This is a genomic window from Bradyrhizobium vignae (assembly GCF_900324035.1).
In the GTDB taxonomy this organism is placed as follows: Bacteria; Pseudomonadota; Alphaproteobacteria; order Rhizobiales; family Xanthobacteraceae; genus Bradyrhizobium; species Bradyrhizobium vignae.
In genome coordinates this window covers 2,615,165-2,627,853 of record NZ_LS398110.1, presented here as the reverse complement: position 1 = coordinate 2,627,853, position 12,689 = coordinate 2,615,165, and the positions used below count along the sequence as shown (strand labels likewise).

Here is a 12,689-nt window from a genome sequence, read left to right as displayed (position 1 = left end):
TGACTATATATTAAAAATTAACTCGCATTATAATATTAAATCAAGCATCATTTTCAACAAAATAAATCGCGATTAATTTGGTCCCCGGCTAGGAGGCCTCGCTGATGAAGGCACTGGCGGCGGTGGCCATATTTTCGACTGCGGACATGATCCGGGCCGGCACTCCCGCGACGGTAGCGCCCATGGGAACGTCCTTCGTCACCACCGAGCCCGCGCCAACGAACGCCCCCGCACCGACTGTCACACCACATAAAATGGTGGCATTGGAGCCGATGGAGGCCCCCCTACCGACGTGGGTGCGCTGCAAGGTCCAGTCCGACGTTTGCTGAGGACGACCATCCGCGGTTGTTGCCCTCGGATGCTTGTCATTCGTAAACATCACGCCATGACCGACAAACACCTCGTCCTCGATCGTGACGCCCTCGCAGATGAAGCTGTGCGAGGATATCTTGCAGCGCGCACCTATCTTCGCCCCCGCCTGGATCTCGACGAACGTTCCGATCCTGCTCTCGTCACCAACGGTGCAGCCGTACAGATTGACCAGTTCCGGGTGAGGAATACGGACATCGCGACCTAGTTCGACGTCTTCTTTGATAGGCATGTCCGAACTCCGAATGATGTGGCCGAAGCCGCTATGGCGCCGTCCGCGAAGGCCACAGCCCCGGCGCCATTCTCGCGAGGCCGGCTGCTGCGTAGTGGAACTGCTGCAAGAGCGGGTGCCCGGTCACCGCCAGTCCCAGCCACCAACAAAGCGCAGCGACGGAGAAGGCTGATGCCAAGCCAGCAAGCGGCGAAAGTCCTTGCGCGGCCGTCAGCGCCGCACAGATCGACGCGCCTGCAATCACGAGTGCCGTTACAGCTCCGCTTCTGAGCAGGGTGCGTACAAATTCACCGGGCCGAATGTCGAGATGTCGCCCAAGAAAATGGAACGCCACTGCGGCTTGAAATGGCAATGTGACAAGAGCGGTTGCTGCAACGGCGTGCACGCCCAGAAACGATGCACCGAAGACGACCAGAAGCGAGGGGGGCAGCGAAATCAAGGACGAGATCAGCGCATCCTGCACCCTTCCGACCGCAATAAACACCGGATAAGTCAGGCAGGCGGCGAAAAGGGCAAGATTGCCGACACAGAGCAGTTGCACGAGCGGGACGATCTCCAGCCACGTCGGACCGAGCCAGATCAGAATGATTGGCCGGGCCATGATTGCCATGAAGGCCAAGAACGGCCACTGCACCGCGGAGAGCAACTGAATGGCCTCCAGATAGACGGCCTTGAGATCGCCGCCTGCTTTGCTTCGCGCAACAACCGCAGGCATGACGACCGGACTTATGACTTGTGTCACCAGCTTATCGAATATCTGCGTCGATGCGGTTGCGCGGCTGTAGAGACCGACGGCCGTGAAGTCGAGCACCCTCGCCAGGAAGAGCTGCGGCGCCAGGCAATAGAACACGTTCACAACGCTAACCGCGCCCGAGTAGAGGCCGAAGCCGATGATCTCCCGGAAATCGACCAGGGACGGGCGCATCGCGCCAAACTCTCTCCGCCATATCAGCAGCATCACGGCCAGCACCGCATTGCCGGCCACCGCTCCCCAAAGTGGGGCCATGTAGCTGAAGTGGGCCAACGCGAGAGCGATCGAAACACCGGCGATAGTCGCACCCGCCGCGAGGTTACAGATTGCGAGCGTTCCAAACTGCATCTCACGACGGAACAATGCGGCTATGGTTCCGGAGAACGGCAGCAACAGAAAATTCAGAGCGGAGATCTCGATGCCCTGACGCAAGCCGTCCAGCTCGAAGAGACGCGCGATGGGCTGCGCAAACACGAACAGCATGAAAGCGGTGGCCGCCGATATCACGAGGTTAACCGTGAACGTGGTCTGCACGCTTGCCCGCGACAACTCGCGCTTCTGAATGAGATAGCTTGCACCTGCAAACTCCTGGAAGCAGGCGGCAATTATGGATGTGATGGCGTTCACGACGGCATAGATGCCGAATTCTTCAGGGGACAGCAGACGGGCGAGCACGGCGGTCGCGACAAAGACCAGCATGAGGCCGATGTAACGATCGAGCGCGGAGAACAGGATCGAGCGCTGCACGGACCTCATTGCATCGTCTGCCATGGCGATTAGGTCAGCTAGGCCGCCGCGCGCGTCATGCGATCGCTCTCGCGCGCTGCCGGGTTCCGTAAGACTCTCGCAGCAATACCGGCGCCCCCTGTTTTGCGATCGAGCACGATGCCGCTTCCAAGACTTCGATCACGCGGAGTCCGGAGGCGCCGCTGGAAATCGGCTGGCGGCCGGTGGATACGCAATCGACAAAATGCTCCACCTCCGTCTGTAGCGCCTCCGTCGGCGAGATGTGCGGTGCCCACATGTCGCCGGCGCGATATCCAATCCGAAATTGATGCGCATCCTCGGGAGGCGCATCGAGCGTAATTCCCTTGTCATAGACCTTGATCTTTTCGGTCGGCTCGAGATCGTCGTAGACGATCATCTTCTTGCTGCCACCGATGAAGGTCTGGCGCACCTTGACGGGCGAGAGCCAATTGACGCTGACGTGGGCCACGCACGCGTCGGCAAAGAACAGCGTGATGTGCGCCATGTTCTCCGGCGATCCGACGACGTGGCACGACCCCGTTGCCGAGACGGCGATCGGCGCCCGATCGAGGATATGGTGGATGATCGAGATGTCGTGCACCGCCAAGTCCCAGATCACATTGACGTCCTTTTGAAACAGCCCGAGACTCGCGCGCGTGCTGTCGTAGTAGTAGATGTCTCCGAGCTCCCGGCTCAGCAGGAGCTCCCGGATCTTCTGGACCGCCGGCGTGTAGAGGAAAGTATGATCGACCATGAGCGTCAATCCGCGCCGGTCGGCTTCCTCGATCAAGCGGGTCACGAGCTCAGCGCTCGGCGCAAGCGGCTTTTCGACCAGAACATGCTTTCCGGCTCTCAACGCCGCAATTGCCAGCTCGTAATGCGTATGCACCGGCGTAGCGATGGCGATTGCATCGATACGGGAGTCCTTGAGCAGATCTTCGTAGCGGCTGGTCGTTTCCACCGCGGGGTAAAGCTGCTTTATCGCGTCGAGCCTTCCTGGGTTCAGGTCGCTCACGCTGACGACGCGCGTGGCAGGATTGACCGAGAAATTGCGAACGAGATTGGGGCCCCAATAGCCGTAGCCCACGACGCCGATTCCCAGTTGACTGTCTCGCATGCTAACCTCGATGCATCCAGAGAGTACGCTTCCAATCATCCCGTTGCAGACGATCACATCACGCCGGGCATCAGGTCCGCGCCGGCATGTCCTGCCATATGCCCCGCGTATCGATGACGTCGAGATGCCGACGCTCCGAGAGGGGCACCATCTTGAACTCGTCGTGATCGACGAGGAGAACCGCGATTTCGCAACTGCGCAGAGCCTCCTCGATGTTCACGAAAGCGACACGGTGATCGGCCAGCTGGGGCGGCAGGCGCCGAAGGTTCGGCTCAACGACCTTGACTCGTTCTCCGTACTTTGCCGCGAGATGCGTGGCTATTTCCATGGCGGGACTTTCGCGCAAATCGTCGACATTGGCCTTGAACGTCAATCCACAGCAGGCGATGTTTGCATAGGGATGATCGTCGATCAGCGCCTCTGTGCGTTCGATGATCTGCCGCGTTTTGGCGTTGTTGACTTCTCGGCTGGTTCGCATCACCCGAGCCAGGTCCGGTGCGGAGTCGATGATGAACCAGGGATCGACCGCAATGCAGTGCCCGCCTACTCCCGGTCCTGGCCGCAATACGTTTACGCGAGGGTGGCGGTTGGCGATGTCGATCACTTCCCAGACATTGATGTCGAACCTGTCGCAAATCAGCGAGAGTTCGTTCGCAAATGCTATGTTGGTATCGCGGAAGGCGTTTTCCGTCAGCTTGACCAACTCGGCCGTGCGTGCCGTAGTGCCGACGCAGGCCCCGCGGACGAACATCTTGTAGAAGCGCTGAGCACGGCGCGTGCAGGTTGGCGTAATGCCCCCGATGCATCTGTCGTTGTTGATGAGCTCGGTCAGGATCCGGCCAGGTAACACGCGTTCCGGGCAGTAGGCGACGTAGATCGCCCCGTCTTCCTTGCCGTTGACGCCGATGTGCAGATCTGGCCGGCGTTCAACGATCCGCTTCGCGATCGCCTCGGTCGTTCCGATCGGCGACGTCGATTCGAGGATGACGAGATTGCCCGGTGCGAGGATATTGACGACTTGGTCGACTGCGGCATTCACGCTTGATAAGTCTGGACGGTTGTCGCGATCGATCGGCGTCGGCACTGCGATGATGAAGACGTCGGCCGCCTGCGGCTTGGTGGATGTCGTCAGGGCGCCGCTCGACACGACCTTGGAAACGAGGCCATCGAGATCGGGCTCAGCGATGTGAATCCTTCCCGATGCAACCGTATCGACGATACGCTCGTTGGTGTCGATACCGACCACCTGCAATCCGCGGCTCGCAATCAGGGCCGCGGTCGGCAGCCCGATATAGCCAAGCCCAACGACATTGATCTTCTGGAATTCAGGCATTGAGAAGAACCTTCACGATACGCTCGCTCGCGTGCCCGTCACCGAACGGATTATGCGAACGGGCCATGGCAGCATAAGTCTCGTCGTCGTCGAGCAGGCGAAATGTCTCCGCAACGATCCTGTCGTAGTTCGCACCGACGAGACGCGCCGTCCCGGCTTCCACCCCCTCGGGGCGCTCGGTCGTGTCGCGCATCACGAGGACCGGTTTTCCGAACGTGGGGGCCTCCTCCTGGACGCCGCCTGAATCCGTCAGGACCAGATGCGACAACGAGAGCAGGCTGACGAAATCCGTGTATTCCTGCGGGGAAATGAGGACGACCCTCGGGTGATCCGACAATCGGGACGCAAACAAGTCGCGCACATTCGGATTCGGATGCACGGGAAGCACCACCGCAACGTCTTCCCTGCGCAGGATCGTTTCCAACGCGTTCACGATATTGATTACGCCGCCGCCGAAATTCTCCCGGCGATGGCAGGTCACCAGGATGATGCGCCGGTTGCCGTGACGCTTCTTGATACCATCCCAGCGGCCCGCGAGCCCGGGATCGGATTCGACCATGGCTTTCGCCAGGATGAGAGCGTCCACCACCGTGTTTCCGGTGACGTGGATGCGGTCGTCCGAGACGTTTTCAGAGCGCAGCGCGCGCGCCGCGCGCTCCGTCGGGGCAAAATGCTGATCTGCGATCGAGCCGACGATCTTGCGGTTCACCTCCTCGGGCCAAGGCGAAAAGATGTCGCCACTGCGCAGTCCGGCCTCGATGTGAGAGACCGGTATCCGGTGATAATAGGACGCGAGTGCGCCGGCCATGGCGGTCGCCGTGTCGCCTTGGACGATCACCCTGGTAGGCTTCACTTTCTCGAGCAGCTCACCGACCTCTCCGAGCAGCCGCGCGGTTAGATGGTCCAGCGTCTGATTGGCCGTCATGACGTTCAGGTCGAAATCCGGGACCACTTTGGCGAGCTTGAGGACCTGATCAAGCAGCTGTCGATGCTGTGCCGTCGCACAGATCGTCAGGGAAATGTCCTTGCGATTCTCGGCCTTGAGCCGGTTGATGACCGGGAAGAGCTTGATTGCTTCGGGCCGGGTCCCCAAGAGGATGAAAAAATGCTTGGGCACGTCTCACCCTCCGATCCGACTCGGGCCCGGCGGCACGGGGCCCGGCGCTCCCGGCGTGTGCTGAATCGCCTGCTTGATGAGCGCTTGCACCAGGATGCCCGCAAACAGCGTGTTCGTCGTGGCGTATCGCCACCACATTCGCCCGGGCTCTTGATAGATGCGGTACAGCCACTCGAGGCCCAGCCTCTGAATCTGTGTGGGCGCGCGTCGAACGGTGCCCGCAAGAATGTCGAACGCGCCACCCACGCCCATGATGAAAGGGACGCCGAGATCGTCGCGGTGGGCGGCCAGAAAGCGCTCCTTGCGCGGCGTCGGCATGCCGATGAAGAGACAATCGGCCCCGCTCGAGCGGATATCCCGAACGACGTCACTCTCCTGCTCGGGTTTGAAGTAGCCGTCATGCCAACCCGCGAAGACAAGTGAGGGATGTCTCACGCGCGCGCGTTGCATTGCCTCGTGCAGTACGGCCTGGGTGGCTCCCAGGAAATACGGCTTGAAGCCTTCCCGCGCGCACACCGCGAGTAATTCGGCCAGGAGATCGACACCGGTGACTCGCGACGTCGCCGGAAGCCCCACCGCTCGCGCGCCCCAGAGGATCCCCATGCCGTCTATGCTGACAATATCGCTGTCGGCGACGTCGGCCGCGAGCACAGGATCGGACCGCATCTTGACGAACTTGGCAACGTTCAGCGCCACATGCTGCAGCCGTCGGCGGCTGCGCATGGCGCCGCGCGCCAGCTCCACGGTTTCCGCCATTGTCAGCAGGTCGATGGGGCACGCCAGGAACGATGCACGCATTTGAATCGACCTCCAAAATGCAATTTTGTTTAAGTTGCATTTAAGATTATAATAACGATAATAAATGGCAAATATTTAATTGCAAGGATTAAATGCGAGCTGCCAAATGAGCGCGAAACTGGGCGTTACCGCCGGCGGACCCGCTGTGCACCAAAGGAAAATTAAATATGGCGCTGATAAATTGATTTCGGTGATCATTCCCCACCTCAACCAGGCGGAGGCTCTGGAAGCCTGCTTGCGGAGCCTGGATGCACAGACCCTGTCCCGCGACTTGTTCGAGGTCATCGTGGTGGACAACGGCTCGGCAATGCCCCCGATGGAGATCGTTGCCGGCCATCCCGACGTGAGGTTGACGTACGAATCGCGTCCCGGTCCCGGTCCGGCGCGAAACAAGGGCGCGGCTGTCGCAAAGGGAGAGATACTTGCCTTCGTCGACGCCGACTGCAGAGCGCATCCAGATTGGCTCAACAGCGTATTGCAGGCGTCGCGCTCGTCGCCGGCTGACACGGTCTTAGGGGGCGACGTTCGCATCTGGCAGGCGGAAAATGCGAGTCTTAGCGCCATTGCGGCTTATGAGAGCGTCTTCGCCTATCGATTCAAACTCTACATCGAACGCCACGGCTATTCCGGAACGGGCAATATGGCGGTGTTTCGTCGCGACTTCGATCGCGTCGGTCCATTCGCCGGCATCGACGTGGCGGAAGACATGGAGTGGGGGCAGCGCGCACTACGCGCCGGACTGCAATTTCGGTATATCCCCGAAATGATCACCTTCCATCCGGCCCGAAGCTCCCTAAAGGAGTTGTATGCAAAGTGGGACCGGCAAATCGCGCATTATCGCAATATGGCGCAAGGTAAGCCCGTGTGGCGGTTGCGTTGGATTGCGCGAGCTTTGCTCGTTCTCGCCTCGCCGGCGCCAGACGCTGTGACGGTACTAACCAGTGACCGCCTTCACGGTAGCGGCGCCCGTCTCAAGGCTATCGCCGTCCTGTGTGCCGTCCGCGCCCATCGTGCCATGACAATGCTTTCGCACCTGCGCCGTCGCCGTGCAGTGGCTTGGAACCGCTAAACCAGACTCAAGTGTCGCGGAACGCCGAGTTGTCGGTCAGGTCCCGCAAGTCGGTACGGCGGCCGAATGACCATAGTATCCAGCCAAGTTCGTAGCTGCGACACTCGAGCCGGACTCCAATGCCGGCCGGATCGATCAGCACCTCTCCGTTTCCGAGCCAGGCGTTCTTGAGCGCGCGCAACATCCGCGGAGCCCTGCTCTTCAGCTCATGCTTGCGAACCTGCGAACGGAGCGTCAGGCTGAGCTCCGGCACCAGCATGGTCCGGCCCAGTTGGTTGTGACCCAGCACCCAGTTGAATCCCTTGACCAGGGCATCCCGCGCTCCTCGTCGTCCGAAACGCTCGGCCCATTCCAGCAGCGCCGGGGCCATTCCATACTGATGGACTGAATAGACTTCGTAGAAATCGAGGACACGGCCACTCTTCGCATCGAAGAACCACGGCCATTCACCCTGGGGTCCCTGAAGCGCGATCAGATTGCGCACACAGGTGTCGGCCATGACGAGCGCGGACACGTCTCCGGTGAATTCGCCGTACTGATAGCAGGCGATTGAAAGGTAGGTCTGCGTCGCAAATGACGCAAAGCGGCGACGGAAGCCGGACGGCGCATCGAAAAACAATCCGGATTCGCTATGGAAACGCTCCTTCAGGAAACGGTAGAGCGGGCTCGCGAAGCACGTCCACTCCCCCTCGCCTGCCCTGGCTTGAGCGACGACTCCCGTCAGCAGCATGCCCAGGTCCTGGGCCCGAAACGCGGGCCATTGCGACTGATCCGAGAGAATCGCTTTCAGCTCGGACCTCACCCGCTCCGGAATGGGAAGGCGGAGCTCGGCGGCGGCCCACAAGGCCATGCCGAACGCATATTTCCGCACGGGAAGCGCGGTGAGACTCATGGCATTTCGATGGAAGATCTCCGGGAGATCAATGTCAGCCGGAAGTTCCGCGACCCGTGACATCCCGAGCAAGACATTGAGGGTATAGAACACGTCGCTATGCGCTATCGACTCGTTTGGCGAAGCCCGCCCGTCGAGGTGATAGATATGCGACCAACGGCGCTCACGAGGCAACCAGCAGCGTTCCAGCCCTCTGAGCGCATAGTTCACCAGAGGCGAGTTTGGCGACAACCCCTTCGCTGGAGCCGGCATTATGAGCTTCACACCAGAATTCGAGCTGATCATCATCATCGACAGTGCACCATGGTAATCCCCGTCAGTATTCCCGGATGCTTTCATCGAGACCACGGAGTAGTGGATAGAGGAAATATGAAATCACCGTGCGCTTTCCGACCTTCATCTCAGCCGTGACCGCCATACCGGGAATGAGCTGAAGATGTTCCGGCGGCAGCCGAAGGTGCGTGTCCCGCAAATCGACCAGCACGCGGTAATAGGGACTGGACGCGCGACGCGCACCTTCGACCTTCGGGTCTGGCGAGAACGAGTCCTGGCTAATGACCCGGACCTCACCAGTCGCCGTGCCATATTTCTGGAACGGAAACGCCTCGAACTTGATCCGTACCGACTGCCCAACCGCGACCTGCCCGATGTCCTTGCCCTCGACGTTCACCTCGGCTTGGAGCGTCTCGTCGCGCGGGACCAGCACGAACAGTGTTTCGGCTTCGCGAAGCACCGAGCCCACCGTTCGGTTCGCGACTTCAAGTACAACCGCATCTGCCGGTGCGTGGAGCACGATCAGCTTCCGGCGAAGCTCTGCTTTCTTGAGCTCCTCCGCGGCGCTGTTACGCTTGGGCAACGCCTCCACGAGCTCCTGATAAGCTGCGCGCCGGAACTCGGCAGCGAAGACTTGCTGGTCTGCACGGGCCTTATCCAGACGATGCGTGTTATCGACAATGCTGCCGCGAACACGCGCCAGGTTGCTTTCCACTTCCAGGCGCGCATCTCGGGAAAGCAGGAAGTTCAGCTTTGAACCGACCTCCTTGGCCATCAGCGCGCTTCGCATGGCTTCAATGGAGCGCATGTTGTCTAGTCGCTGGCTCAGGACAAGTTGCTCATCCTGCGCCGTCTTCAGATTGGCCTCAGCCGACGCAATCTGCGCGTCATAGTTCTGGATCTGGACATCGTATGCCGCCTTTCTCTGCAGAAATACCTTGCGCTGCAGCGCCTGCTCGGCATTTGCGGGATCCTCGGCGACATACTCGACGCCATCCAACTCCGCTCGAAGGCGATCGGTGGAGGCATCGAAGGCCGCCACTCGGTTCTGCAATTGATCGAGATCGGCTTGCGAAAATGTCGGATCGAGCGTCGCAAGCAGGTCGCCGCGATTGACGGTGTCACCCGCTCTAACGCGAATGTCTCGGATGACCGACGTCTCCAGCGGCTGTACGACAAGATTCGGATGTGTGGTGATCAGCTTTCCCTGCGCGGTTACGATCATGTCGACTTGCGAGACCGATGCCCAGATAACGGCGGCCGCTATCAGCGCGACAACACAATAAAGCGTCATGCGTGCCAGGCGCGGTGGGTTTCGCTGTTCGATCTCCGCTGCATCGGGTTGGAATTCCCTGACAACAGGCGGCGGAGTTGGTCCACGCCTTAGCAGCTCTCGCCGCCGCCGGTCGCCTCGCTTCGGAGAGACTGGCCGGTCGCTACTTAGCTGGGCGCGCGGTTTCTCTGTCCTGATCATGCGATCTGCTTCGTCTGCTGGTTCCAAAGATGCCTATAGATCGTGCATTTCGATAGCAACCGGTCGTGACGATCCACATCGACGATCTTGCCGCGGTCGATCACCAGGATTTGGCTCGCGTCCGACAGCATCGACAGCCGGTGCGATACGATGATGACTGTTCGTCCATCGGCAATGCGGCGCAGATTGCGCCGAATGATTGTTTCACTTTCGGAATCGAGCGCGCTGGTCGCCTCGTCGAAGATCAATATGCGCGGATTGACGATCAACGCGCGGGCAATCGCGAGCCGTTGCTTCTGCCCGCCAGAGAGATTCGACGCTTCTTCCTCCAGAAGGGTATCGAAACCACGAGGCAACCGTTCGATAAATTCATCGGCGCCTGCAAGCTGCGCGGCCCTCACGATCTCGGCGAAAGTTGCGTCGCGCTTCACGCAGGCAATGTTCTCGCGCACCGTGCCTCGGAACAGGAAATTGTCCTGCAGTACGAGACCAAGATTCCGACGCAAATGGGTCAGATCGAGTTCGCGTGAATCATAGCCATCTATCCGCAGCAATCCTTGCTGCACCGGATACATTCCGGCAATGAGCCGCGTCAGCGTCGTCTTGCCAGAGCCGCTCCGGCCAACGATTCCGATGATCGATCCGGCCGTGATCGAGAACGACACGTCATCAAGTGCCGGCCTTCCTTCTCCATAGCGGAAGGTGACATTTTCGAATTCGATCCCGCCGAGGAAGTGCGGCCGCAGCCCTTCGCGATTCCCGTCGCGTTCCAGCTGCTGGTTCATCACCTCGCCGAGCATCTTAACGGCAAGGAGCACTTCCTGATATTCGTGGACCATCGTCACCATCTGGACCAATGGTCCCGAAACGCGACCGGCCAGCATGTTGAAAGCAACGAGCGCGCCGATCGTCATTTCGCCGCTGAAGACGTCCAACGCACCAAGAGCGATGATGCCGAGTGTCATCATCTTCTCAAGGAAGCCCGTCAACGACTGGGCCCCCGCGGAGATTTTTTCGACGCCAAATCGCATCGAAACCGACTGAGCACAGCAATCGTCCCACGCCCTACTCTGTCGCGGTTCCATGGCCAACGATTTCACGGTTCGCATACCATGCACACTCTCGACCAGCAGGGCCTGTTTTGCGCCCTCGGCCTGATACAGATCATAGAGACGTCGGCGGAACGGCCCCGTTAAGATCGCGACGACGCCTCCAATTACGATCGTGAAGGCGAGCACCAGCCCTGTCAGCTTAACGCTGTAGAGCGCCAGCACCGGAACGAACACGAACAGCGATAGAGCGTCCAAGGTCGTCAGGAATAGCCGACCGGTGAGGAATTCGCGGATCCGCGCAGCCTGCTGCATATGTTTCACCAGAACGCCGGCGGATATGTGCTCGAAGAAAGTGACGGGCAGACCGAGGAGGTGTCCGAACGTCTTGGTAGCGACCCGGATGTCGACCTTGTTGGTCGCATAAAGCAGCAGGTATCGCCGCAAAAAGCCGAATATCGCGTCAAAGGCCAGGGCTACGGTCGCGCCGGCCGCGAGCACGTAGAGCGTCGTGAAGCTCTCGTGCACAAGAACCTTGTCGATCACCAATTGAAAGAAGATGGGAAGCGCGAGACCCAGCGCATAGAGCAAGATGGCAGCAATCGCGACGTCCGCGAACAGCCGCCATTGACGGAGCAGTTCGGGTAAAAACCATCTCAGCCCGAACACGCTTCGGCGCTCTGATGACGGACGCTCGCGCTTGATCAGAATGACATCGCCACTCCACCGTGCGCAAAGCCGGTCCTTGTCAACGATCAGCGGCTCGTCCTTGCGCTCTGCAAGTGGATCCCAGATCGTGGCCGCCTCAAGATCATCAACTCGCGGCGCACCCAAGACGACAATCCAATTGCCGTTCGAGAGCCGGGCGAGTGCCGGATATGCCTCGCCCAGGCGGCTTAGCGCTCCCCAATCGAGGTGCGCCGTTTGCGCACGAAGCCCGGCCTCGCGCGCCATTCGTAGCAACCTGTCGGTCGAAAGCGTGGAGCCGTCGACTGCATAGACGTGCCGAAGGCGTTCCGCAGGCAAGTCGATGCCGTGATGGGCGGCGACCTTTGCCAAACTTTCAAGCGCGGTCCAAGACGCAGACGGCGCGCCTTCGTCGGAGGTCGTCGGGGCGGATTCGCGATCGATTTCAGCGGAAGTTGGTTGAGACATTAGGAGGCCGTGCTGCATTTGGCGCGGGTCGATCGCGCTCCAGTGACGAAACGACGTGCGAAGGTTCGGTGGTCGAGCCTGATCGGGCGCGCCGGATCGCGCCGGCATCGACCAGGCCCTGAAGCGCGTTCTGCATCACCTCAACGGAGTTCGCGAAGGCTTCCACCGAGAAGATCAGCCGCTGACGAAAGACTTTCTTGGGAGCGTTGTTGTCGTCGCGCTCGGTGGGTGACAGGCTCACCAAGTCTACGCGCACGATCGAACCACCGACCGTGATTTCGTCCACTCCATCCGTATAGATTTCGGCATGCAT

General features: G+C 60.1%; 11 protein-coding genes. 1 reads left to right on the top strand and 10 read right to left on the bottom strand.

Annotated elements, in window-relative coordinates; all coding sequences use genetic code 11:
• Positions 1 to 88: 88 nt before the first annotated feature.
• The 6 genes from BRAD3257_RS12700 to BRAD3257_RS12675 form a co-directional block, all read right to left on the bottom strand.
• Positions 89 to 601, bottom strand: a complete 513-nt coding sequence (locus BRAD3257_RS12700; RefSeq protein ID WP_122402117.1) for an acyltransferase — start codon at positions 599 to 601, stop codon at positions 89 to 91.
• Between the two features lie 31 nt (positions 602 to 632).
• The gene (locus BRAD3257_RS12695) at positions 633 to 2,123 is read right to left on the bottom strand and encodes an oligosaccharide flippase family protein (protein ID WP_244607939.1); all 1,491 of its coding nucleotides are present in this window, start codon (positions 2,121 to 2,123) and stop codon (positions 633 to 635) included.
• Positions 2,124 to 2,154: 31 nt separating this feature from the next.
• On the bottom strand, positions 2,155 to 3,216 hold the full coding sequence (locus BRAD3257_RS12690; protein ID WP_122402115.1) for a Gfo/Idh/MocA family protein: 1,062 nt from the start codon (positions 3,214 to 3,216) through the stop codon (positions 2,155 to 2,157).
• Positions 3,217 to 3,286: 70 nt separating this feature from the next.
• Positions 3,287 to 4,549: a UDP-N-acetyl-D-mannosamine dehydrogenase gene (gene wecC, locus BRAD3257_RS12685; RefSeq protein WP_122402114.1), complete on the bottom strand. Its 1,263-nt coding sequence runs from the start codon at positions 4,547 to 4,549 to the stop codon at positions 3,287 to 3,289.
• Entirely contained in the window at positions 4,542 to 5,666 is a 1,125-nt protein-coding gene (gene wecB / locus BRAD3257_RS12680; RefSeq protein ID WP_122402113.1) for a non-hydrolyzing UDP-N-acetylglucosamine 2-epimerase, read from the bottom strand. Before wecB ends, wecC begins: the two co-directional genes overlap by 8 nt.
• 3 nt (positions 5,667 to 5,669) lie before the next feature.
• On the bottom strand, positions 5,670 to 6,464 hold the full coding sequence (locus BRAD3257_RS12675; protein WP_122402112.1) for a WecB/TagA/CpsF family glycosyltransferase: 795 nt from the start codon (positions 6,462 to 6,464) through the stop codon (positions 5,670 to 5,672).
• A gap of 106 nt (positions 6,465 to 6,570) precedes the next feature.
• Here BRAD3257_RS12675 and BRAD3257_RS12670 point away from each other — a divergent pair, with 106 nt between their 5' ends.
• Positions 6,571 to 7,533 carry a glycosyltransferase family 2 protein gene (locus BRAD3257_RS12670; protein WP_122402111.1) on the top strand — a complete coding sequence of 321 codons (963 nt, stop codon included), beginning with the start codon at positions 6,571 to 6,573 and terminating at the stop codon, positions 7,531 to 7,533.
• A 7-nt stretch (positions 7,534 to 7,540) separates the two neighbouring features.
• On the opposite strand, the gene BRAD3257_RS12665 is transcribed toward BRAD3257_RS12670, so the two are convergent.
• The 4 genes from BRAD3257_RS12665 to BRAD3257_RS12650 are packed head-to-tail and all read right to left on the bottom strand — an operon-like array spanning position 7,541 to position 12,689.
• Entirely contained in the window at positions 7,541 to 8,716 is a 1,176-nt protein-coding gene (locus BRAD3257_RS12665) for a hypothetical protein (protein WP_244607938.1), read from the bottom strand.
• 25 nt (positions 8,717 to 8,741) lie between these two features.
• Positions 8,742 to 10,172, bottom strand: coding sequence for an HlyD family type I secretion periplasmic adaptor subunit (locus BRAD3257_RS12660; RefSeq protein WP_122402110.1), 1,431 nt, complete (start codon positions 10,170 to 10,172; stop codon positions 8,742 to 8,744).
• Positions 10,169 to 12,376 (bottom strand): peptidase domain-containing ABC transporter, encoded by a 2,208-nt coding sequence (locus BRAD3257_RS12655; RefSeq protein WP_122402109.1) that lies wholly within the window; start codon positions 12,374 to 12,376, stop codon positions 10,169 to 10,171. Before BRAD3257_RS12655 ends, BRAD3257_RS12660 begins: the two co-directional genes overlap by 4 nt.
• Positions 12,354 to 12,689, bottom strand: coding sequence for a hypothetical protein (locus BRAD3257_RS12650; protein ID WP_122402108.1), 336 nt, complete (start codon positions 12,687 to 12,689; stop codon positions 12,354 to 12,356). Before BRAD3257_RS12650 ends, BRAD3257_RS12655 begins: the two co-directional genes overlap by 23 nt.

Bases quoted from the DNA above. Each gene is read 5' to 3' on its own strand.
- BRAD3257_RS12700 (WP_122402117.1), bottom strand. From the start codon at position 601: ATGCCTATCAAAGAAGACGTCGAACTAGGTCGCGATGTCCGTATTCCT.
- BRAD3257_RS12695 (WP_244607939.1), bottom strand. From the start codon at position 2,123: ATGGCAGACGATGCAATGAGGTCCGTGCAGCGCTCGATCCTGTTCTCC.
- BRAD3257_RS12690 (WP_122402115.1), bottom strand. From the start codon at position 3,216: ATGCGAGACAGTCAACTGGGAATCGGCGTCGTGGGCTACGGCTATTGG.
- wecC (WP_122402114.1), bottom strand. From the start codon at position 4,549: ATGCCTGAATTCCAGAAGATCAATGTCGTTGGGCTTGGCTATATCGGG.
- BRAD3257_RS12675 (WP_122402112.1), bottom strand. From the start codon at position 6,464: ATGCGTGCATCGTTCCTGGCGTGCCCCATCGACCTGCTGACAATGGCG.
- BRAD3257_RS12670 (WP_122402111.1), top strand. From the start codon at position 6,571: ATGAGCGCGAAACTGGGCGTTACCGCCGGCGGACCCGCTGTGCACCAA.
- BRAD3257_RS12665 (WP_244607938.1), bottom strand. From the start codon at position 8,716: ATGATGATGATCAGCTCGAATTCTGGTGTGAAGCTCATAATGCCGGCT.
- BRAD3257_RS12660 (WP_122402110.1), bottom strand. From the start codon at position 10,172: ATGATCAGGACAGAGAAACCGCGCGCCCAGCTAAGTAGCGACCGGCCA.
- BRAD3257_RS12655 (WP_122402109.1), bottom strand. From the start codon at position 12,376: ATGTCTCAACCAACTTCCGCTGAAATCGATCGCGAATCCGCCCCGACG.
- BRAD3257_RS12650 (WP_122402108.1), bottom strand. From the start codon at position 12,689: ATGCATGCCGAAATCTATACGGATGGAGTGGACGAAATCACGGTCGGT.